The following is a 22,518-nucleotide window of genomic DNA, read 5'->3' as shown; positions in this document are numbered from 1 at the left end:
TTTATCCCTCTATTATCTTTTTAACGGGGCCAAAACTGCGACGATGAATCGGCGTAACACCATGTAAGCGTAGCGCTTCAAGGTGCTGAGCCGTGGGGTAACCTTTGTGTTTTTCAAAGCCATATTCTGGGTACATGGCCGCTGCTTTTACAATGTCTCGATCGCGGGTGACTTTGGCCAAAATAGACGCTGCAGAAATAGCCGCTTGGCGCGCATCCCCCTTTACCACCGCTTCTGCTGGACATGGCAAATTGACCGGTAACCGATTACCATCGACTAATACGTGCTCTGGCATAATAGGCAACGCTGCCACCGCTCGCGACATGGCTAACATGCTGGCGTGCAGAATATTGAGGTCGTCAATTTCCTCTATGCTCGCACTGGCCACGGCGTAAGCCAATGCCTTGTCTTGAATTTCGACAAATAGGGCTTCACGTTTCTTTTCACTGAGTTTTTTAGAGTCCGCTAACCCGACAATAGGACGCTGTGGGTCTAAAATCACGGCCGCTGCGACAACTTCACCCGCCAGCGGTCCTCTCCCTGCTTCGTCGGTGCCAGCAAGTAAGTCTCCAAAGTATATTTGGCTGACAAAGGACTCCATTATGATGACGTCTCCTGCGTAACAACGCCTAATAACAAACGTTTCTCAAGCATAGAGACAATGGCTTTCGCGCCCGTTTCACCCGCGTTTTTACGCAGCATGTTATGCAATTCTAGGTACTTGGCTTGTCTGTTTTTATCGCCAACAAACGAGTGCCAAGTTTCCAGTAATTGACGGGCTAAATTGTCGGGCACAGCCTCGTCTTGCAGCAACTCCGGCACCAAGGGCGCATTCGCTAATAAATTCGGTAACGACACATAAGGCACTTTTATCATTCTGGACATAATGGCGAAGGTCAGTTTATTCAACCGATACGACACCACCATGGGGCGCTTTACTAACATGGCCTCTAAGGCCGCTGTGCCTGATGCCAATAAAATAGCATCTGAGGCTGCCATCACGGTGCGTGATTGACCGTCAATTAGAATGGTGTTGGTGTTGCTGCCCTGCAACAGGGTGTCAATTTGCTCACGACGCGCTTGGTTTGAAGCGGGTATTAAAAACGTCGCATTAGGCTCATGTTGTTGAAGAATCTTAATCGTATCGATAAAAAGAGGCGCCAAACGAGACACTTCTCCTTCACGGGATCCTGGTAAAATGCCAAATACGGGGCCTTTTAGCCCCTCTAATTTGAGCGTTTTTCTGGCCACCTGAGCATCACTCTCCAACGGAATATCGTCCGCTAGAGTGTGACCGACACAGACTACAGGGATAGCGTGTTGATGGTAAATTGGCAATTCAAAAGGAAACAATGCCAACATCAGATCGACGGATTTTTGGATGTTAAAAATACGTTTTTGACGCCATGCCCACACAGAAGGGCTAACATAATGGACAGTAGGAATGCCCGCTTGCTTGAGTTTTTTCGCCAACGGTAGGTTAAAATCGGGCGAGTCGATACCAATAAACGCGGTCGGTGGGTATTTCAAACAGAACTGATACACACGCTTACGAATACCCAGCAACTCTCTTAAACGCCCCAAGACCTCCACTAACCCCATCACGGACAATCGATCCATGGGAACCATACTTTTTAAACCTTGAGCTTCCATGAGAGGCCCACCGATGCCTTCAAACAAAGCATCAGGTTGCAGTCGCTTTAAGTGCATCATTAAGTTGGCACCTAAAATGTCACCTGATGCCTCGCCAGCCACCAACACATAACGTGTTGCAGACGTGTTTTGCATGTATAAACCTCTAATAATAAAAAACCCCGAAACAGTCCGGGGTTTTCTTTTAACACATAGATCCTATCGGACAATGCCACGTTTTGAACGCCGTATAGAAGCAATAAACTCCGCTACTTCAGGAATATGAAATTTATCACTTCTCTCTAAGTCAATCAGCGCAGACTCTAACGTCGAACCTTTTAAGTAAATCGCTTTGTAAGCGGAACGCAACGAACGAATCACCTCAGCAGGCACACCACGACGTCGCATCCCTTCAAAATTCATTCCGTGGGCTTTAGCTGGATTCCCAGACACCATGATGTAACGCGGCACGTCTTTAGACACCATGGAACCCATGCCACACATGCTAAATGAATTAACCTGACAGAATTGATGAATGCCAGTGTAACCACCAAGAATAACGTAGTCGCCCACGGTAACGTGACCAGCCAATGCCGCAAAATTCGCCATAATATTATGATCACCCACCTTACAATCGTGACCAACATGCGTACTGGCCATGAATAAATTATGGTCTCCAATCAAGGTAATGCCATTATCTTGCACCGTGCCACGATGGATGGTTGCGTTTTCACGAATCACATTCCCATCACCAATCACCAACTGGGTCGGTTCACCCTTGTACTTTTTATCTTGATTTGCTTCTCCAACCGAAGCGAACTGATAAATCTCGTTATTAGAGCCAATAGTAGTATCACCATTAATAACAACATGAGACTTAATAATACTGCGAGCACCAATCTTCACATTCGGCCCGATCACACAAAAAGGACCAATTTCCACGCTGGAATCAATCTCTGCTTTCGAATCAATTAACGCCGTTGGATGTATCAACACTATATTTTCCTGTCAGCACACAGAATAGTCGCAGAACAGGCTAACTCACCGTCAACCGTTGCTCTACACTCAAATTTCCAGATACCACGCTTTTCTGTGATAATTTTAGCTTCTAGTTGTAATCGATCACCTGGCACGACTGGACGCTTAAAACGTGCCTTGTCAGAGCCAACAAAATAGTAAATAGAGCCATCTTCGGGCTTTTTATCCATGGTTTTAAAACCTAGAATGCCAGCGGCTTGTGCCATCGCTTCAATAATCAATACGCCTGGCATAACCGGATGATCAGGAAAATGCCCATTAAAAAACGGCTCATTAATCGTGACATTCTTATACGCAACAATGGACTCTTTTAAGTTTAACTCAATAACACGATCCACCAACAAAAATGGGTATCTATGTGGTAAGTATTGGCGGATTTCATTTACATCCATCATTTAGTATCAACCTTCTCTAAAAGCTTATTAACCTGTTGTTTTAGTTGTAGAAACTGCTTAGCCATTTCATCAATTCTTCTGACTCTTGCCACCGTCCGGCGCCATTTGCTGGTTGGTTCCATTCCCATTCCGGACGAATAAGAACCACTGTCTGGTATAGAATGGCTGATCATACTCATCCCTGTCACATGGACTTGATCGGTAATCGTCAAATGCCCAGCGATACCTACACAGCCAGAAATAGTGCAATTTGACCCAATTTTAGTACTGCCAGCAATCGCCGTGCTCGATGCTATGGCGGTATTATCGCCAATAACGACGTTATGAGCAATTTGAACTTGGTTATCTATTTTTACACCATAACCAATGTGTGTATTTTCAATGGCACCACGATCAATGGTAGAACTGGCCCCAATCTCAACATGATCGCACAACTCAACGGAACCCAGTTGGTTGATCTTTTCCCAACGGCCATTGTTTGGAGCAAAGCCAAAGCCATCAGCCCCAATCACAACCTGACTGTGGATAATACAATCAGACCCTATGATCACATCATGATAGAGCGTGACATTGGGATATAGACGGGTACGTTTACCTATTTTGACACCCCGACCCAACACACAACCAGCACCAATCACAGTGCCCTCATCGATTACGACATCCTCATCAATCACCACATTGGGTCCGATAATCACATTATCCGCCAACACAGCAGTATGCGATATAACGGCACTGTGATGAATACCGGTCCAGCATTGTGTTACCGGTTCATACAAACGGGACAAGTGTGCAAAAGCTAGATAAGGATTGGCTACAATGATGGCGTTGTCAACCAGCTGAGCCAACGCGTGGGTTTTCACTAAAACCGCCCCCGCCGATGTACTGAAAAGTTGCTGTTCATACTTAGGATTGGCTAAAAAACTCAACTCCTCATGAGTCGCATTTTCTAACGTCCCTAATCGTTTAATCACAAGATCCGCTCGGCCTTTCACCTCACCTTGTACTCTATCCGCCAACTGCCCTAGCGTATGGCTCATAGATTAGTTTTCCTTATTGATTCGCAACACTAACTCATTGGTGATATCAGCGTCGGCATTCGCATAAAGGCTGAGCTGCCTGTTTAACACCAACTCCAGCTTACGCTCTTCAATCAGCGCTTTAAGCGCCGCTTCACCCTTTGGCGTTAAAGACTGTATGAGCTGTTGCTCCATTTCTTTGGCTTGACGCTGCATGCTCGCCGCCATTGCTCTAACCTTATTTTCACTGTCCGCTAATTGCTGACGACGTGCCGAAAATGCTTCTTTTGATAAGGTGAGTTCATCACGCTTTAGCTCATTAGCTTGCGCTTGCAGAGCGTCTTGCTCTTGCTTTAAACGCGCGTCCATTTCGGCCACTTTTTGTTTTGGAATTTTCGCAGCTTCTTGACCCATAGCGCTTCCTAACAAAGCCGCCCTAAAATCAACCACCGCGATTTCAGTCGCCTGAGCCTGTGCCATAAAACAGAAAGTAAAAATAACAGCGATGATTCTATTCATTGTAAATCCTTATCAACTATTCATATTAGATTAAAATGTCGTTCCTAACTGGAACTGGAAAAAGTCAGTTTTATCACCACTCTTGGAATTTATCGGCTTGGCAAAATTAAAAGACAAGGGTGCAATGGGCGTTATCCAGGTCCAGCTTAACCCCATGCTATAACGCATCTCGGTAGGATCAATCCCTTCATTACATTGTGAGTTGCCCACCAAACAAGTATCCGTAAACACATTACCGCCATCTAAAAACAAGGCCGTTCTGACCGACTTGTGATCTTCTACCATCGGCAACGGAAAGATAAGCTCAGCCGTACCTGTAATTAAAATATTTCCGCCTAATGCAGACGTCGAGGTACTGGCGTTGTCATAAGAGTTTTTTGGCCCTAGGGACGATGCACCATAACCACGAACGGAGTAAGAACCACCGGCAAAATAATTTTCGAAAAACGGCAAGGTATCGGTATCGCCATAACCCGCCCCATAACCTAATCGCGTTTTCAAACGAAACAACCATAAATTCGAATTGGTCAAGCTCCAATAACGTTGAGAGGACAACCCCAGTTTGGTGTATTGCTGGTCACCTACAGGCAAAGCAACCTCTAATGTGGCTTTGGTTGAATAGCCGTCTGTTGGCAACACGCCTCCGACTAGGTCGCTGTCACTCCAAGTCAGGGCAGCAATAACATCATCGTAATTATCGCCCTGATTGACCACATAATCTTGCGTTTCATTTGACGGAGAATGGCCTAATTTAACCGTCGTTTCTTTTACCGTCACGCCAAAAGACAAGCGCTGGGTATCGGATATAGGGTAACCATAACTTACGCCGGCACCAATTTCATCTAAGTCATAATTTTCTACATCATCAGCCGCATGATCGCTGGTTTTGTAAAACAACTGAAAACCTCGGCTCACACCGTCCACCGTAAAGTAAGGATTGTCGTAACTGACCGAGTAATCTTGGGTCTGATTCGTCCGCGACGCGTTAAAAGACAACTTATTACCAGAGCCTAAAAAGTTACGCTTGGAAATACCAAAACCCAATACGGTACCATCTTCTTGCGAATACCCTATGCTTGCTTGAATGCTGCCAGACGCCTGCTCCTGAACCACAACATCAAGATCAACCTGATCAGACGTTCCAGCTACCGGGCGAGTACGTAGATTAACACTGCCAAAGAAACCAAGACGCTCGATACGACGCTTAGAAGATTGTATCTTCGAGTGTGTTGCTAAAGCCCCTTCAAATTGCGTCATTTCTCGTCGCAACACTTCATCTTGTGTTTCACTATTACCACTAAAAGTAATGCGGCGCACATAGACCTTTGGTCCGGGAGCAATTTGATAACTTAAATTGACGGTATGATCATCCAGTTTTTCAGGAATAACGTTCACATTGGTAAATAAATAACCGTCATCACCTAACTCTGTCGAAATACCTTCAATAATCTGAGTCACTTCACTGCGCGAAAAGACATCGCCACTTTGCTGAGTGATTTTCTTCCATACCCTGTCTTCGGCAATCGGCAAGCTACCGCTTAAACTAATGTTGTTCAGCGTATAGGGCTTGCCCTCTTCAACATTAATAACAATATAAACATCTCGCTTGTCTGAGGACAAACTCACTTGACTCGACACCACATTAAAATCCAAATAGCCCTTATCAAGATAAAAACTTTTTAACGTATTAATATCACCTTCAATTTTTGCTTTTGCGTATTCGTCGGCCGAGCTAAAGGGATTCCAAGAGCCAGTTTCAGCCGACTCAAAGGCATTTGTTAAGACCTCCTGATCAAAATCGTTATTACCAACAATGTTAATGTGTACAATTTTTGCCGTATCACCCTCGTCGATATTAATCACAATACCGGTTCGATTACGAGGCATCTCCTCGACAGTAATGTCTACTTTTGCGCTGTAGCGTCCTAACGCGTAATACTGGCGCTGGAGCTCTTGTACAATTTGATTCAAGGTTTCTGGTTTGTAAATTTCACCAATTTCCAAACCCGATAGCGTTAACCCACGCTCTAAATCTTCGGTTTTGATGAGCTCATTTCCGGTAATGGTTAAATTACCAATGGAAGGACGCTCGGCAACATCAAACACCAAAACGTTGTTCTCTTCATAGACGTTGATGTCACTAAAGTAGCCCGTATTAAAAAGAGACTTTATCGCTTTATAAACGTTACTCGCGTCATAAGACTCACTTTTATTAAAACCGATGACATCAAAGGCTCTTGTTGACGGCATTTGAACTAAACCATCAATACGAACATCTTCGACTGTTTTCGCACTACTTTGCACGCTTATTAAAGCCAACAACACTGCTGAAACGACTTTCACACATACCTCTCTACAAGCGGGCAATATCATTAAAAATGGCAATGGCCATTAGAGCAAATAAAAGAGACGCTCCAACTCGATAAGCCATACCCTGAATTCGTTCAGTGACGGGCTTACGACGAACCGCTTCAATACCAAAAAACAACAAATGCCCACCATCCAACATGGGGATAGGCAACAGATTAAGCACCCCTAAACTGATGCTTAAGTAAGCCATAAATTTTAAAAACGATTGCAATCCAGAATCGGCGGACGCACTCGCTACTTTTGCAATGGTAATCGGCCCCGATAAGTTATCGACCGAAATCACCCCTTGCACCATTTTGCCAATGGAAGACACAGTGAGAGAAATCATCTTAGATGTCTGAGCGACCCCATAAGAAAGTGATTCTAAAGGACCATAGGAACGCACTCTAATCAGCTCTTCGTCCCACGTAGGCGGCACCACAGCCAACCCCGCGTATCCGACTGTTTGGCTATTCACCACTGTCGATTTAGGCAACAACACCAGCTCACGCATCCCTTCCTTGCGCCGCACTAACACCAACAAGGTGGCATCGGGATTCGCCTGCACCATCGCCACTACTTGCTGCCACTGCGACACGGACTGATCATTGATGACTAAAATTTCATCTCCCGCTTGAAATCCGGCCGCCTCGGCCGCGCCACCTTCAACCACCTGAGCAATAATCGGCCGCACTTCAGGTTGCCATGGCATAACACCAAATGCTCGGATCAAATTGTTCGGCTCATCCCCCACTAACCAACGATCTAGGCTAACCGTTTCTTCTTGCTGCGAGCTCAGACCATCCGGTTGGTAACGCACGATAATGGTTCCTGTTTTACCAATCAAGCTTGCTAACACTAAATTTACATCATCCCACGATGCAACGTCCTCACCGTCTAGGGCAATAAGTTCATCGCTTGGCTGAATCTGAGTCTGAGCGATAGGCGAATTAGGCTCTATTTGCCCAACCTTAGGCGCAACCGATTGCACCCCTAATAACGCCACAATCGCATAAATCACTACCGCTAAAATAAAGTTCGCTATCGGCCCCGCCGCGACAATTGCAATACGTTGCCAAACCGACTTCACATTGAACGTCTGACCCTTCAACTCGGCTGGCACATTGCCTTCACGCTCATCCAGCATGCGCACATAACCACCAAGGGGAATCATGGCCAAGGTAAATTCCGTGCCGGTTTTGCCAACATAACGATAAATGGGTTTGCCAAAGCCAACCGAGAAGCGCAATACCTTAACCCCACAACGGCGAGCAACAAAATAATGCCCAAACTCGTGAAAAGTAATTAAAAAACCAAAAGCGATAACAATCGAAAAAATATTTTGTATCATGAAAAATGACCGTGAGAAATAAGTTCAGAAGCCAACAAACGAGCCTGACGATCTGCATCAAAAACGTCGTCGAGGGTATCGACACGACCTATCGATGTTGACGTTAATACACGCTCATTTAACTTAGCAATACCCAGAAAACCGATGCGTCCTTTAAGAAAGCTTGCTACCGCCACTTCATTGGCAGCGTTTAATACGGCCATCGCGGTTCCACCCATAAACCAGGCATCCGCCGCCAGTTTCAAATTAGGAAAACGCGTGATATCTGGCGATTCAAAATTCAAACGCGCCACATCAATTAGATTCAAAGGCGGCACAGAGGTTTCAATACGATTAGGCCAACTCATGCCATACGCAATGGGGATTTTCATATCTGGATTGCCCATCTGAGCAATCACAGAACCATCACGATAAGACACCATAGAATGAATGATGCTTTCTGGATGCACCACCACATCCACATCATTCGGCGTAACACCAAACAACCAGCAGGCTTCGATAAGCTCCAAGCCCTTGTTCATCAGAGTGGCGGAATCAATGGAAATTTTCTGCCCCATTGACCAATTAGGATGCTTGCATGCCTGAGCAGGTGTTACAGACGCCATATCTTCCAGGGACCAATCTCGAAATGGTCCACCAGAAGCGGTTAGAATAATCTTAGATACATCTTGCTGATGAGCGCCTTGAGGCGTTTGCGGTAAACTCTGATAAATCGCATTGTGCTCACTGTCTATCGGCAACAGTGTCACTTTATGACGCGCTACCTCATCCATAAAAAGCTGACCCGCCGTGACGAGCGACTCTTTATTGGCCAACAAAATGCGCTTTCCTGAACGAATACCCGCGAGCGTCGGTTTCAAGCCCGCAAAGCCCATGATCGCCGCCATCACCTGATCCACCGCTGAGTCTGAAGCAATACTGTCTAGCGCTGCCCCACCCCATTCAAAGGAAATATTCAACCCTTGGCATTGCTGAGCCACGGAATCGCGCGCACTTTGCGACCCCATTACAACTCGCTGAGGTTGAAAACGTCGACAAATGTCGACCATCTTATCAACACTTTGATGTGCCGACGCACTGATCAACGTAAACTTTTCTGGGTGTTGAGCGATAATGTCCAGTGTACTCTGGCCAATCGAACCGGTTGCACCTAAGAGACAAATACCCTGCATTACAACCATCCTGCGACGATCAGCAACAAAACATAAATCGGAGCCGCAGCCGTTAAACTATCGACACGATCCATCACACCACCATGACCAGGGATCAAATGACTGGAATCTTTTAACTGTTCATGACGCTTAAACAAGCTCTCAGTTAAATCCCCCAGCACTGAGACAAAAGACGTCACCAAAGCGATCAACGACAGCAAGATACCGTCCATTAACGAGACATCACGATAAAAAGCGAAGAGTAAAATACCGACTTGCGTTAACAATACCCCTCCAATCACGCCTTCCCACGATTTCCCAGGACTGACCGCGCGCGCCAATTTTCGCTTACCAAAGGCGCGACCAGCAAAATAAGCCCCCGAGTCGGCTCCCCAAATCAAGCCCATTAACAGCAACACCCAAACAACAAAATCTTCGGACTGTTTCAACACCACCAGCGCGGACCAGGTCGTTACCAACACGAATACACCAAACACCAAACGACTGAAAACATGTTGCCAAACCAGTAAAGCAGGATAGCGAACCACCCAATACAGAGCGCACCCCCACAAAACGGGACTGATAAACAAGATTGTTTTTTGCATTCCTAAAGTCAGCACAGCAAAACACGCCACCCCAATCAAAGCCGCAAACAACACACGCCCAAATGAGTGCTTAACGCCGGATAATCTGGCCCACTCCCATCCTGCCAAAAAAACAACGCCCGCCATGGCTAAAATAAAATTCGCGGCATTTAAAACAAACACAGCGTAAATAAATAAGACCGCCATCACGATGGCACTGAGAATTCGAGGAAGTAACATATTTATCGACCACCATAGCGTCGTTGACGATTTTGATACGTTTGAATGGCATCATCAAAATGCTGTTGATCAAACTCCGGCCATAACACCGGCAAAAAGACAAACTCAGAATACGCGGTTTGCCAAAGTAAAAAATTACTAATCCGCTCTTCGCCAGAAGTTCGAATCAATAAATCAGGGGCAGGATAATCCGCCAACTGGACATGCTGCGACATCAATGCTTCATCAATATTCTCTGGGGACAACTCACCCGACGCCACGCGTCTTGCTATGCACTTAGTCGCCTCCGTAATATCCCAGCGCCCCCCATAGTTGGCCGCAATCACCAACGTCATTTGACTGTTATCTATCGTCGCTTGCTCAACACTGTGAATCTGCTTTTGTAAACTGCTACTAAAACCAGAAATATCGCCAATGACTTTTAAGCGAATATTATGTTTATTCATGCGCTTAAGCTCTTTTTTCAAAGACCTCATAAAAAGCGTCATTAAACCATCCACTTCTAATTTTGGTCGCTTCCAATTTTCACTGGAAAACGCAAACAAGGTCAGTACTTGCACACCGGATCTCGCAGCCGCCTCCACAACACGACGCACGGCGGCCGCTCCCGCAGTGTGACCTGCAATACTTGGAAGGTGTTTCTTCTTCGCCCAGCGGTTATTTCCATCCATGATAATGGCAACATGAGCAGGCATGATCACTGACTTTGCATCAGTATCATCTAATTGAGACATAAGGTTATCCTAGCCAATAAAAAAAGCGAGCCGAAGCCCGCCTTTTCCATTAAATTTCCATCAAGTCTTTTTCTTTTGCGGCAAGGCGCTCTTCAACCAGAGCAACGTGCTTATCCGTAATTTTTTGAACTTGATCTTGTCCACGACGATCGTCGTCTTCAGAAATCTCTTTTTCTTTGACTAAGTCTTTCAAGCTACCATTGGCATCACGACGAATATTGCGAATCGCAATACGACCGTTTTCGGCTTCGTTCTTAGCCTGTTTGAAGTAATTCTTACGCGTCTCTTCTGTCAAAGCCGGCATGGGAATGCGAATCAAATTGCCATTGGTCGCTGGATTCAGCCCAAGATCTGATTTCATGATGGCTTTTTCAATTTCTGGCACTAAATTATTTTCCCAAGGGGAAATACCCAACGTGCGCGCGTCTTCCACCGTAATGTTAGCCACTTGGCTCAACGGCGTGTCTGTGCCGTAGTAGTTTACTTTGACTGAGTCAAGAATACTTGGGTGAGCACGGCCCGTACGAATTTTTTTAAATGCAGACTCGACGGAAGAAACGGCTTTCGCCATACGGTCTTCAGCGTCTTTTAGAATTTCGTTGATCATAATTTCCTCACTTAATCAGTGTGCCTTCGTCGCCACCTACCATGATATTAATCAAAGCACCTGGTTTATTCATATTGAATACACGAATAGGCATAGCGTGATCACGGGTTAAACAAATTGCAGTTAAGTCCATGACCCCTAATTGTTTTTCAAGAACTTCATCGTAGCCCAATGTATCATATTTTACAGCGGCAGGATCCTTCATCGGATCTGCAGAATAGACACCGTCTACCTTGGTCGCTTTTAATACAACATCAGCATCAATCTCAATGCCACGCAAACAAGCAGCAGAGTCGGTTGTAAAGAATGGGTTCCCTGTGCCCGCAGAGAATATAAGCACATCCCCTTCTTTCATCAGACGCATAGCACGACGTCGATCATAAGGTTCAACAATGCCCGTCATGGTAATCGCCGACATAACTCGAGTCGCGATATTGGCGCGTTCAAGCGCATCACGCATCGCCAAGGCATTCATCACGGTCGCCAGCATACCCATATGGTCACCTGTGACTCGGTCCATGCCCGCTTGACTCAATGCCTGACCACGAAACAAATTACCACCACCAATCACAATACCCACTTCAACACCGATACCGCGCAATTGACCGATTTCAAGGGCAATACGACTCAACACCTTAGGGTCAATACCAAAGGACTCATCGCCCATCAAGGCTTCGCCGCTCAGCTTAAGCAAAATTCTTTTGTATTTTGGACTCTTCTCTTTTGGCATATCAACCTCCGGCAATGGTTTTATTTCTTAACTCAGTGAGATCAGAGTAACCGACTCTCACCGTATTTGTCTTTCATAAAAAGGGGCAGTCAAGCTGCCCCTTTTTTCAAGACACCACGATCAGGTATTAACCTTTAAGTTGTGCTGCCACTTCTGCTGCGAAATCCACTTCAGCAACCTCAATACCTTCACCTACTTCAAGGCGAATGAATGACGTCACAACCGCGCCAGCGTCTTTCACTAGCTGACCGACTTTGATTTCTGGATTCTTAACAAATGGCTGCTCAGTCAAGCTGTTTTCAGCCAAGAATTTCTTCATACGGCCCACAATCATTTTATCAACGATCTCGGCTGGCTTACCGGCCATATCTGGCTGCGCACGAACAATTTCTTCTTCTTTTGCAAGCACTTCCGCCGGCATATCTTCACCGCGTACAACACGAGGAGCAACCGCCGCCACGTGCATAGAAACGTCTTTGGCCAATTCCGCAGAACCGCCTTCCAACTGAGTCAATACCGCGATTTGACCGTTACCGTGAAGGTAACCGCCTACTAAGCCGCCCTCAATGATAACCGCGCGACGAGGCGTGATGTTTTCACCGATTTTTTGAACGAGCGCTTCGCGTGCTTCAAGCATCTCGCCTGAAATCACAACCGCCATGTCTGTTTCTTTTGTCGTGAAAACCACATCCGCTACTTTGTTAGCGAAAGAAATAAAACCTTCATCACGAGAAGCGAAGTCGGTTTCAGAGTTCACTTCAACCAAAATAGCGTAAGAAGCATCATCCGCAACGCGCATAATGATCGTACCTTCAGCGGCGGTACGGCCTGCTTTTTTAGCGGCCTTCATGCCACTAGACTTACGAAGTTCTTCGATCGCTACTTCAATGTCAGCGTCAGCAGCAACGAGTGCTTTTTTACACTCCATCATGCCAAGACCAGTACGTTCACGTAGCTCTTTTACCAATGCTGCAGATACTGCGGCCATGTTAAATCCTCTTTAAAACAATTCAAATTTAAAAAAGGAGGTTATGCACCTCCCTTTAGAAACCAGAACAAACCAGAAAGTTTGCTTACGCTTCAGTTGCTTCGCTAACTTCAACGAACTCGTCAGCTGTACCCGCTACGGCATTGCGCCCTTCAAGGACCGCATCAGCGAAAGCGCCAACATACAATTGAACCGCACGGATAGCATCATCGTTTGCTGGAATGATGTAATCAACACCATCTGGATTACTGTTGGTATCAACGATACCAATCACTGGGATACCCAATTTGTTTGCTTCTTTAATCGCAATACGCTCGTGATCAACGTCTACTACGAACAATACGTCTGGTAAGCCGCCCATATCCTTGATACCACCCATAGAAAGCTCAAGTTTTTCAAGCTCACGAGTACGCATCAACGCTTCTTTTTTAGTTAGCTTATCAAAAGTGCCATCGGCCATTTGACCTTCAAGCTCACGAAGACGCTTGATAGAGGTACGAATGGTTTTGTAGTTTGTCAACATGCCGCCTAACCAGCGGTGGTTAACGTATGGCATAGAAGAGCGAGCCGCTTCTTCTTTAATCGTTTTAGATGCAGCACGCTTAGTACCAACAAACAACACCTTGTTTTTGTTCTCAGCCATTTTCTTAACAAGCTCAAGGGCATTGTTAAGTGCAGGAACGGTGTGCTCAAGGTTGATGATATGGATCTTGTTACGAGCACCAAAAATGAAAGGCTTCATTTTTGGGTTCCAGTAACGAGTTTGGTGACCGAAGTGTGAACCAACCAATAATAGGTCGCGCATAGAAACTGTAGGCATTTTACTATCCTTTATTTGGGTTATTTAAGCTTACCAGCTAAAAGCATCAGTCAAACAAGGTTTAAGGCAACCTAAGACACCCAAGATACTTTTATGTGTTGCGGCAAGATCGTTGATTTAAGTATTTTAGCTTACATCTGGCACAAGCCCATATAAGCCGGCGTTTTATATCATATCCGAGTAAAAACCAAAAGACATAAACGCTTTTTAAGCACCTTTTAGCTGACGTTTTTTTTCAAACATAGAGGCGATTCTACCGCTTAAGTCATGTAGAATAACGTCCAACTTACTCTCTACACAGAAACAAACTTTTTAAAGATATGTGAATTATGAGCAACGAAACTCTACAAAAAATTGCAGAATTAACCCAAAATGGACGCATAGATGTTCCTAATTGGACCCCTCGTCCAGCGGCCACTCGCTTTACTGACATCAGCGATATAGAGGGCATGCGCACTGCAGGGAAGTTGGCAGCCGACGTTTTGGTCATGTTAGAAGAATTTGTCGTGCCAGGTGTGAGCACGGAACAAATTGACATCATTGCCCACAACTACATTGTTGGTGTTCAAGGGGCGATTCCTGCGCCACTTAACTATCATGGCTTTCCAAAATCCTGCTGCACCTCAGTAAATGACGTTATTTGTCACGGCATTCCCAACGATAAAGCCTTGAAAAAAGGCGACACCGTCAACATCGACATTACCGTTATTAAAGATGGGTATTATGGTGACACGAGCAGAATGTTTTTTGCCGGCCCTGCGCTACCACATGCAGAGCGCTTGGCGAACGTCACCCAAGAATGCCTGTATTTAGCCATTGACATGGTTAAACCTGGCGCGCGCCTTGGCGACATTGGTGCCGCGATTGCCGCTCATGCTCATAAAAACCATTGCACTGTGGTGGAAGAATATTGCGGTCATGGCGTAGGCACCACCTTTCATGGCGAGCCCCAAGTAGCTCACTATGGTAAAGCTGGCACGGGCGTTATGCTAGAAGAAGGCATGACGTTGACCATTGAACCCATGATCAATGCAGGCAAAAAACAAGTAAAGCATTCCGGCCCCGATAACTGGATCGCCAAAACAAAAGACGGTAGATTGTCCGCTCAATACGAGCACACTTTACTGGTCACCAAAGACGGGGTTGAGGTACTGACCCGTCGCCCTGAAGAAACACGCTTTTATTAAAGCGTGCTTTCATTTTGCGGAACAAATAAACACCTAACGTTTTACTATCGCGCACTTTAAAACACGCTTTGAGGCTTTTGTATGGACTTCCCTGCTTTTCCAGATGCTCCGCCATTACTGACCCAGGAAGAAAAGAGCGAACTTGCTCAGACGAGCTGTTCGATTGCTCGCTACAAAGCCGTAATTGAAGAAAAAACTGCTGTTTATAACGATCTATTTCACTCTTTGTACCCCATTGAAAAACTGGTCAAAGGCCTCTCATCCCTCTTTGATGAAGTTTTGCAAGCCGCTTGGACTGCGAAAGCCCTAGACCGTGATCAACACGTGAGTTTGGTAGCAGTGGGCGGCTATGGGCGCGGCGAATTACACCCAAAATCCGACATCGATTTGTTGATTCTTATCGAAAATGAAACCACCGCCCCCAAAAGCAAACTTGAAGCCTTTATCACTTTTTTGTGGGACATCAATTTGGATGTTGGTCACAGCGTTCGTACCATCGATGAATGCACCGAGATGGCAGCGAAAGACATTACCGTTATTACTAATTTAATCGAGTCTCGAACACTTATTGGCCCTTCTGACTTGCTGGCAACTCTTAAACTGCACGTCGACATTTCCAACATGTGGGATGGCCATTCGTTTTATCAAGCCAAATTGACTGAACAAAAACAACGTCATGCAAAATATCAAAATACGGCCTACAACCTTGAGCCCAACTTAAAAGAGTGCCCAGGTGGGCTCAGAGACATGCAAGTCATTGATTGGGTAGCAAAACGCCACCTACATACCCATCGACTTAGCGCCTTAATAGACAAACAATTTCTTTCCGAAGACGAATACATTCAGTTGAAAGGCGCGGTCAGTCATCTATGGCGCGTACGCTGGGCTTTACACATAGTCGCTGGCCGCAAAGAAGACCGCTTACTGTTTGACCATCAGCGCACATTGACAAAATTATTTGGCTTTGATGACGATGATTTAAAACGCAATGTTGAGCGCTTTATGCAAGGATATTATCAAAGTGTTGCCGCCATACAGCAGTTGAATGATCTTTTGCTGCAACATTTTGAAGAATCTTTTTTGAGCAATAACAACATTGAAACCGTCGACATCATCAATGACCATTTTCAAATTATTAATGGTCAATTGGAAGCACGTTCAGACACGCTCTTTCAAGATAACCCATCGAGCATGCTGGAAATTTATGTTTTATTGGGTGCCCACGAGAACATTAAAGGTTTTCGCGCGAATACCATGCGACAGATTCGAGACAATCTAGACCTGATTGACGATGACTTTCGAAACAATAAAATCAACACCGATCTGTTTCTCGACATTATTGCCAGTCGCTATCGTCTAACCAGCATTTTACGATCAATGAAACACTTGGGGCTGCTAGGACGCTATCTACCAGAATTTGGCGCTATTATTGGCCAAATGCAGCACGATCTATTTCACATTTATACGGTTGACGCCCACACGTTACAACTAGTGGAAAATTTACGCCGACTTTGGTTGCCTGAATTCAAACAGAAATTCCCGATTTCAGGCCAAGCTATCCGCCATGTCCCTAAAGTCGAATTACTGTACATTGCCGGCTTATACCATGATATCGCCAAAGGCCGAGGCGGCGATCACTCAGAGCTTGGATGCGTCGACGCACAGGCTTTTTGTGAACGTCATGGACTGCCAAAACGCGATACTGAACTGGTTGTTTGGTTGGTTCGAAATCATTTATTCATGTCAGTTACGGCTCAACGCAAAGATATTTCTGACCCTGAAGTGATTTGGGAATTTGCCAGCTACGTTAAAGATCAAGAACACCTAGATTATTTATTTATCTTAACCGTGGCCGACATTAATGCCACCAACCCGACGATGTGGAACAGCTGGCGCGCTTCTCTCATGCGTCAACTGTACCTAGAAACCAAGCGCGCCCTTCGTCGTGGATTGGACTTTCCAATTGACGCTGACATGATCAGCGACGAACACAAACAACGCGCATTAGAAATCATCATAGAGCGCAACGTCGATATTATGGAAGCGGAAACTATTTGGGATACCATCGAAGACGAATACTTTATTCGCTCCAACGGCGACGAAATAGCTTGGAACACCGAAGCCATATTACGTCACCGCCCTAGCGATAAACCGCTTATTGCCATTACGCCTTTAGGCGGTAGAAATTTTTCTGGTGCCAGCAAAATTTTCATTTACACTCTGATTAGTCGACACTTATTTGCCGTCACAGCCGCCACATTTGAACAGCTTGGCTTAACGATTTTAGACGCCAAAATTAGCCACACAACCAACAACTACAGTCTAGACAGCTTTGTGGTGATGGACAGCAATGACAACGACACGATTCTGCATTTAGACAAAGAGCGCATCACCCTCATTCGAAAAACACTGATGGAGCAACTGGAAACCCCCTCTTTGTATGAGAGTGTGGTACAACGACATACGCCAAGAATTTTAAAAATATTTAACTCTCCGGCAACCGCGCACTTTGTTAGTCAACCAGAAGAAGTCTGGTCTGCACTCGAAATAACCGCACCAGACAGGCCAGGCTTACTGGCCTTAGTTGGGCAGTTTTTTATGAACAATAACATCATGCTGCACAAGGCAAAAATCGCCACATTGGGCGAGCGCGTAGAAGATACTTTTTACATAACCGAAGAAAACGGCGACCTGATCATCGATTCAGAACGCATGAATACAATTTGCACCCTTTTAAAAGAGAAAATAGACCGTTTTTCTCAAGCGATGGACTAAAGACCAATGAACCCTCTGATACATTCTTTGCACCCTTACCCTTTTCAAAAGCTTGCCGAGCTCATTGAAGGGTTGACACCTAACCCAGCCAAACCGCTGATCAAGTTAACGATTGGTGAACCACAACACGAAGCCCCTGCTGTCGTGGTTGACACCCTAGCCAACAGCCTAAACGGCATCAGCAAGTACCCTAGCACAAAAGGGGAATTACCGCTTAGACGTGCCATTAGTGACTGGGCACAACGCCGTTTTTCACTTGATAACCTAAACCCTGACACTGAAATTTTGCCCGTTTCAGGTACACGAGAGGCGTTATTTGCCATCACCCAAACCCTGGTTGGCGAAAAGCAAAACGCCTTGGTCATCAGCCCCAACCCGTTTTATCAGATTTATGAAGGTGCCGGTATTTTAGCCGGCGCTGACTTGTTCTTTTTACCTTGCGGTTCAGACACACAGTACAAAGTCGATTATTCCTTGGTGGACGACGCCACCTGGGCGCGCTGTGAAGTTTTGTTTGTTTGCTCGCCCAACAACCCAAGCGGCACCATTACGACACTGGACGATTATGCTTACCTAATCGACAAGGCCCACACGCATAATTTCACTATCGTTGCCGATGAATGCTACTCGGAAATTTATTTTGGTGAACAAGCACCATTAGGCTTATTAGAAGCGTGTCAACGACTGGGTCACACGGACTACAAACAGTGCCTTATCTTCCAATCCCTTTCCAAACGTTCAAATCTTCCCGGCCTACGCTCTGGGTTTGTCGCAGGCGATGCTGCCATTTTGACGCCGTTTTTACTTTATCGAACCTACCAAGGTTGCGCTATGCCCATTCACCACCAAGAGGCCTCTGTGGCGGCCTGGAATGATGAGGCACATGTCATCAAAAATCGCGAAATCTACACTCGTAAATTTGACTCAGTTTTAGAGATTTTGTCGCCCATTATGCCCATCAGCAAACCCGAGGCTGGTTTTTATTTGTGGCCAGAACTGATCATGACAGACGAAGATTTTTGCACCGCACTCTATCAAGAAGAGTCTGTACTGGTGTTACCAGGCAGCTACTTAGGTCGAGAAGTGGATGGCAAAAACCCTGGCAGCCATCACGTCCGCATGGCCCTTGTCGCAGAAGAATCCGAGTGCGTTGAGGCCGCCAAACGAATACGTGACTTCCTCAGTCGCCGATAACATTTTACGTTTTACCGCATTTTTATACTAACTATCTCAGTCGGAGAATTCACATGAGTCATACAAATTTCGCGTTCGGTCTTGGCATCGGCACTCAAAATAAAGAAGGCAACTGGCTAGAAGTTTTTTACTCGTCTCCCAGCCTTAACGCGGAAAAAGGCACGCTAGACGCTTTATTAGAAAGCACCAACTATGAAGGCGGCAACAGCACGCTAATACTGGATGAAAGCGATTTAAACCGCTTGCACATGAGCCTTTTAAAAGCCGGAAACATAGAGCAAGCCGAGTTAGCATCGCGTTTAAAAGCGTCACGCCAGCCGGTTATTCTGTGTGTACTTGCTACAGACGAAGCGCCAAGCAACCCAGCCGAAGTGTACTTAAAACTGCAACTGATTTCGCATCGCCTAGTACAACCGCACAACACGGTACTCGATGGCATGTTTGGTTTACTAATCAACACGGCGTGGACAAACGAAGGTCCGATCGATGTTCGTGAATTAGCAGACCGCCAATTAAGCGCTCGCATGGAAGGCCGTACTATTGAAGTATTCAGCGTAGATAAATTCCCCAAAATGTTGAATTTTGTTGTCCCCACCGGCATTCGCGTTGGCGATGCTGCCCGCGTTCGTCTTGGCGCTCATTTAGCCGAAGGGACAACCGTGATGCACGAAGGCTTCGTTAACTTCAACGCAGGTACATTAGGTAACAGCATGGTCGAGGGTCGTATTTCAGCGGGCGTTGTGGTCGGTAATGGCTCTGATCTAGGCGGCGGCTGCTCTACAATGGGCACACTGTCAGGTGGCGGAAATATTGTGATCGCGGTTGGTGAAAAATGCTTAATTGGCGCCAATGCAGGCATCGGCATTGGCCTAGGTGATCGCTGTATCGTCGAGTCAGGTTTATACATCACAGCCGGTTCAAAAGTTGCCCTGCTAGACGAACACAACCACGTTGTTTCTAGCGTAAAAGCGCGTGAGCTTTCAGGTCAATCTGATCTATTGTTCCGTCGTAACTCAACGACTGGCGCAATCGAGTGTAAAACCAACAAGACAGCCATTGAACTGAACGAAGCCCTTCACGCTCACAACTAAACACGAATAACACTCATAACCAACCTCACCGCTCGGAATAAACTCGAGCGGTGCATTGGGAACAAACAGTATGATAGACATTTATGGTATTAAAAACTGTGACACCATGAAAAAAGCCTTTCGGTGGCTTGATGAACAGCAGATTGAATATCGCTTTCATGATTATAAGAAAGAAGACTTAGAAGAAACTCAGGCAAAATTATGGGTAGAGGAGTTTGGCTGGGAAAGCGTGATTAACAAACGCGGCACAACGTGGCGAAAGTTAGACGACAGCATCAAGAAAGCCATGAGCAACGACCAAGCTATCAACATAATGATAGCCCAACCGTCCATCATCAAACGCCCTATTCTAAGCAAAAATGGCACCACTATTTTAGGATTCACTCCCGTCGATTACGCCAATAACCTGCTTTAATTTAAAGCGGGTGTATAAAAACGCGGCCTTTCCTTTGTCACTTTGGGCGGCGTTGTTGGCGTGACAAATGGCGTGTATCCTGAATTAGACACATCAGAACGAATAACAGGAACAAAATACGACTCTTGAATAATAGGTTGTTGAAAAAGGCTACAGCCGGCACAACTTAACCCTAAAAAAATCATAATACCCAACTTCATAAGCCCACCTTTATTTAAATCTCCTGTTATAGTAACAGAAACGTTTATAAAGTAGCGAAAACCAATACAAAGGTAAAGAATGTCTGACTTGTCCCCCACTCTAAAACTTGCACTCGATCTTATTTCTCGCCCATCGGTTACGCCTGACGACGCTGGCTGTCAGGATCTTATAATAGAACGGCTAAAAAATATCGGCTTTACTGTTGAATTGATGCCATTCGGTGAAGTGAAAAATTTTTACGCTAAACGTGGTCATTCTGGTCCAAACCTATGTTTTGCAGGGCACACAGACGTTGTGCCAACAGGTCCTGAAAACGAATGGACCGTGCCACCCTTCTCGCCAGAAATAATCGATGGTGTTCTTTATGGCCGTGGTGCCGCAGACATGAAAGGCAGTCTAGCGGCCATGGTGACTGCCGTCGAAGATTTTGTCAGCAAACACGCAAGTCACGATGGCCAAATTTCTTTCTTAATCACCAGTGATGAGGAAGGCCCTTTTGTTGATGGCACAACCCGTGTTGTCGACGCTTTAATAGCGCGAAACGAGACGGTAGATTGGTGCATTGTTGGCGAACCGTCCAGCACCAAAACACTGGGGGACATTATCAAAAATGGCCGCCGTGGGTCTTTCAGCGGCGACTTAACCGTGTACGGTAAACAAGGTCACGTGGCCTATCCACATTTGGCAGAAAACCCAATCCACTTGGCAGCACCAGCTCTGGCTGAAATGGCCAATTCGCACTGGGACAATGGTAACGATTTTTTCCCACCGACCAGTTTTCAAGTGTCTAATATTCAATCTGGCACCGGCGCCACCAATGTGGTTCCTGGCAAATTAAACGCCCAATTTAATTTTCGTTTTTCATCGGAACTGGATTTTGATGCCCTAAAAGCACGCGTCATTGATATTTTAGAGAAACATAACTTACGCTATGACATCCAGTGGACTTACAATGGCTTACCATTCTTAACACGTCCGGGTGAACTGGTTGATGCGATTGTCGAAGCGGTTCAATCAACGGTGAATATTACACCTGAATTATCGACTTCTGGTGGCACTTCAGACGGGCGTTTCATTGCCAAAATGGGCACGCAAGTGGTTGAACTTGGGCCCATTAATGCAACCATCCATCAAATTAATGAGTGCGTTGATGCAGAAAGTCTGAACCAGCTGTCTACTATTTACAGCCGCATACTTTCCAACCTCTTCACTCACAAGGCGTAAAACAAGCACGATGAGAAATACCATTCACACACTTGCCATGAAGCTCGGAAACAACCCCAGGCAAGCGCTGATTAAAATGATTCAGGGGGGATTGATTTTTGTGTTTGGTGTTCTCATGCTGATGGTGGCAGATCGAGTTATAGTGGAGTCTCTTGCGCAAGAAATCATGGCTTTATTTGGTTTAGTACTCGCAGGGTTTGGTGTGTTATGGACATTTATTGGCTATTTATCTATGAGTGTTCTCAGAATTTACCACATGATAAAAAAGAAGGATTAG

23 protein-coding genes are annotated in these 22,518 nt (G+C 45.7%); 7 read left to right on the top strand and 16 right to left on the bottom strand.

Annotated elements, in window-relative coordinates:
- Position 1 precedes the first annotated feature (1 nt).
- The 15 genes from rnhB to rpsB form a co-directional block, all read right to left on the bottom strand.
- A complete protein-coding gene (gene rnhB / locus FXV75_RS04380; protein WP_148831359.1) occupies positions 2-601 on the bottom strand; it encodes a ribonuclease HII in 600 nt (199 codons plus the stop codon).
- A complete protein-coding gene (lpxB, locus tag FXV75_RS04375; protein WP_148831358.1) occupies positions 601-1,788 on the bottom strand; it encodes a lipid-A-disaccharide synthase in 1,188 nt (395 codons plus the stop codon). The genes rnhB and lpxB overlap by 1 nt, the downstream gene beginning before the upstream one ends.
- Before the next feature lie 63 nt (positions 1,789-1,851).
- Positions 1,852-2,628 (bottom strand): acyl-ACP--UDP-N-acetylglucosamine O-acyltransferase, encoded by a 777-nt coding sequence (lpxA, locus tag FXV75_RS04370; protein ID WP_148831357.1) that lies wholly within the window; start codon positions 2,626-2,628, stop codon positions 1,852-1,854.
- On the bottom strand, positions 2,628-3,065 hold the full coding sequence (gene fabZ / locus FXV75_RS04365; RefSeq protein ID WP_148831356.1) for a 3-hydroxyacyl-ACP dehydratase FabZ: 438 nt from the start codon (positions 3,063-3,065) through the stop codon (positions 2,628-2,630). The genes lpxA and fabZ overlap by 1 nt, the downstream gene beginning before the upstream one ends.
- Positions 3,062-4,102, bottom strand: coding sequence for a UDP-3-O-(3-hydroxymyristoyl)glucosamine N-acyltransferase (lpxD, locus tag FXV75_RS04360; protein ID WP_148831355.1), 1,041 nt, complete (start codon positions 4,100-4,102; stop codon positions 3,062-3,064). Before lpxD ends, fabZ begins: the two co-directional genes overlap by 4 nt.
- A 3-nt stretch (positions 4,103-4,105) precedes the next feature.
- The gene (locus tag FXV75_RS04355) at positions 4,106-4,600 is read right to left on the bottom strand and encodes an OmpH family outer membrane protein (protein ID WP_148831354.1); all 495 of its coding nucleotides are present in this window, start codon (positions 4,598-4,600) and stop codon (positions 4,106-4,108) included.
- A 30-nt stretch (positions 4,601-4,630) separates the two neighbouring features.
- Positions 4,631-6,973 carry an outer membrane protein assembly factor BamA gene (gene bamA, locus FXV75_RS04350; RefSeq protein WP_148831353.1) on the bottom strand — a complete coding sequence of 781 codons (2,343 nt, stop codon included), beginning with the start codon at positions 6,971-6,973 and terminating at the stop codon, positions 4,631-4,633.
- On the bottom strand, positions 6,954-8,300 hold the full coding sequence (gene rseP, locus FXV75_RS04345) for an RIP metalloprotease RseP (RefSeq protein WP_148831352.1): 1,347 nt from the start codon (positions 8,298-8,300) through the stop codon (positions 6,954-6,956). Before rseP ends, bamA begins: the two co-directional genes overlap by 20 nt.
- A complete protein-coding gene (gene ispC / locus FXV75_RS04340) occupies positions 8,297-9,472 on the bottom strand; it encodes a 1-deoxy-D-xylulose-5-phosphate reductoisomerase (RefSeq protein ID WP_187424844.1) in 1,176 nt (391 codons plus the stop codon). Before ispC ends, rseP begins: the two co-directional genes overlap by 4 nt.
- Positions 9,472-10,275 (bottom strand): phosphatidate cytidylyltransferase, encoded by an 804-nt coding sequence (locus tag FXV75_RS04335; RefSeq protein WP_148831350.1) that lies wholly within the window; start codon positions 10,273-10,275, stop codon positions 9,472-9,474. The genes ispC and FXV75_RS04335 overlap by 1 nt, the downstream gene beginning before the upstream one ends.
- A gap of 2 nt (positions 10,276-10,277) precedes the next feature.
- Entirely contained in the window at positions 10,278-11,009 is a 732-nt protein-coding gene (gene uppS, locus FXV75_RS04330) for a polyprenyl diphosphate synthase (protein WP_148831349.1), read from the bottom strand.
- 49 nt (positions 11,010-11,058) lie between these two features.
- Positions 11,059-11,616, bottom strand: coding sequence for a ribosome recycling factor (frr, locus tag FXV75_RS04325; protein WP_148831348.1), 558 nt, complete (start codon positions 11,614-11,616; stop codon positions 11,059-11,061).
- A gap of 7 nt (positions 11,617-11,623) precedes the next feature.
- Positions 11,624-12,346, bottom strand: coding sequence for a UMP kinase (gene pyrH, locus FXV75_RS04320; RefSeq protein WP_148831347.1), 723 nt, complete (start codon positions 12,344-12,346; stop codon positions 11,624-11,626).
- A 127-nt stretch (positions 12,347-12,473) separates the two neighbouring features.
- Positions 12,474-13,334, bottom strand: coding sequence for a translation elongation factor Ts (tsf, locus tag FXV75_RS04315; protein ID WP_148831346.1), 861 nt, complete (start codon positions 13,332-13,334; stop codon positions 12,474-12,476).
- An 85-nt stretch (positions 13,335-13,419) separates the two neighbouring features.
- Complete coding sequence (gene rpsB, locus FXV75_RS04310; RefSeq protein WP_148831345.1) at positions 13,420-14,154, bottom strand: 30S ribosomal protein S2; 735 nt, start codon at positions 14,152-14,154, stop codon at positions 13,420-13,422.
- A gap of 329 nt (positions 14,155-14,483) precedes the next feature.
- Here rpsB and map point away from each other — a divergent pair, with 329 nt between their 5' ends.
- The 5 genes from map to FXV75_RS04285 all read left to right on the top strand — a co-directional run bounded on the left by map (position 14,484) and on the right by FXV75_RS04285 (position 20,816).
- Positions 14,484-15,341, top strand: coding sequence for a type I methionyl aminopeptidase (gene map, locus FXV75_RS04305; RefSeq protein WP_148831344.1), 858 nt, complete (start codon positions 14,484-14,486; stop codon positions 15,339-15,341).
- 81 nt (positions 15,342-15,422) lie between these two features.
- Positions 15,423-18,116 carry a [protein-PII] uridylyltransferase gene (gene glnD, locus FXV75_RS04300; protein ID WP_148831343.1) on the top strand — a complete coding sequence of 898 codons (2,694 nt, stop codon included), beginning with the start codon at positions 15,423-15,425 and terminating at the stop codon, positions 18,114-18,116.
- 6 nt (positions 18,117-18,122) lie between these two features.
- Entirely contained in the window at positions 18,123-19,310 is a 1,188-nt protein-coding gene (dapC, locus tag FXV75_RS04295; protein WP_148831342.1) for a succinyldiaminopimelate transaminase, read from the top strand.
- A 53-nt stretch (positions 19,311-19,363) separates the two neighbouring features.
- A complete protein-coding gene (dapD, locus tag FXV75_RS04290; RefSeq protein ID WP_148831341.1) occupies positions 19,364-20,401 on the top strand; it encodes a 2,3,4,5-tetrahydropyridine-2,6-dicarboxylate N-succinyltransferase in 1,038 nt (345 codons plus the stop codon).
- A 70-nt stretch (positions 20,402-20,471) separates the two neighbouring features.
- On the top strand, positions 20,472-20,816 hold the full coding sequence (locus FXV75_RS04285; RefSeq protein WP_148831340.1) for an ArsC family reductase: 345 nt from the start codon (positions 20,472-20,474) through the stop codon (positions 20,814-20,816).
- On the opposite strand, the gene FXV75_RS04280 is transcribed toward FXV75_RS04285, so the two are convergent.
- On the bottom strand, positions 20,813-21,016 hold the full coding sequence (locus FXV75_RS04280) for a hypothetical protein (protein WP_148831339.1): 204 nt from the start codon (positions 21,014-21,016) through the stop codon (positions 20,813-20,815). The genes FXV75_RS04285 and FXV75_RS04280 overlap by 4 nt on opposite strands.
- Positions 21,017-21,095: 79 nt before the next feature.
- On the opposite strand from FXV75_RS04280, the gene dapE reads away from it, so the two are divergent.
- Positions 21,096-22,241 carry a succinyl-diaminopimelate desuccinylase gene (gene dapE, locus FXV75_RS04275; RefSeq protein ID WP_148831338.1) on the top strand — a complete coding sequence of 382 codons (1,146 nt, stop codon included), beginning with the start codon at positions 21,096-21,098 and terminating at the stop codon, positions 22,239-22,241.
- A 10-nt stretch (positions 22,242-22,251) separates the two neighbouring features.
- A complete protein-coding gene (locus tag FXV75_RS04270) occupies positions 22,252-22,518 on the top strand; it encodes a hypothetical protein (RefSeq protein ID WP_148831337.1) in 267 nt (88 codons plus the stop codon).

This window comes from Marinomonas sp. IMCC 4694 (assembly GCF_008122525.1).
Classification (GTDB): Bacteria; Pseudomonadota; Gammaproteobacteria; order Pseudomonadales; family Marinomonadaceae; genus Marinomonas.
This window is presented reverse-complemented; position numbering and strand designations above follow the sequence as displayed.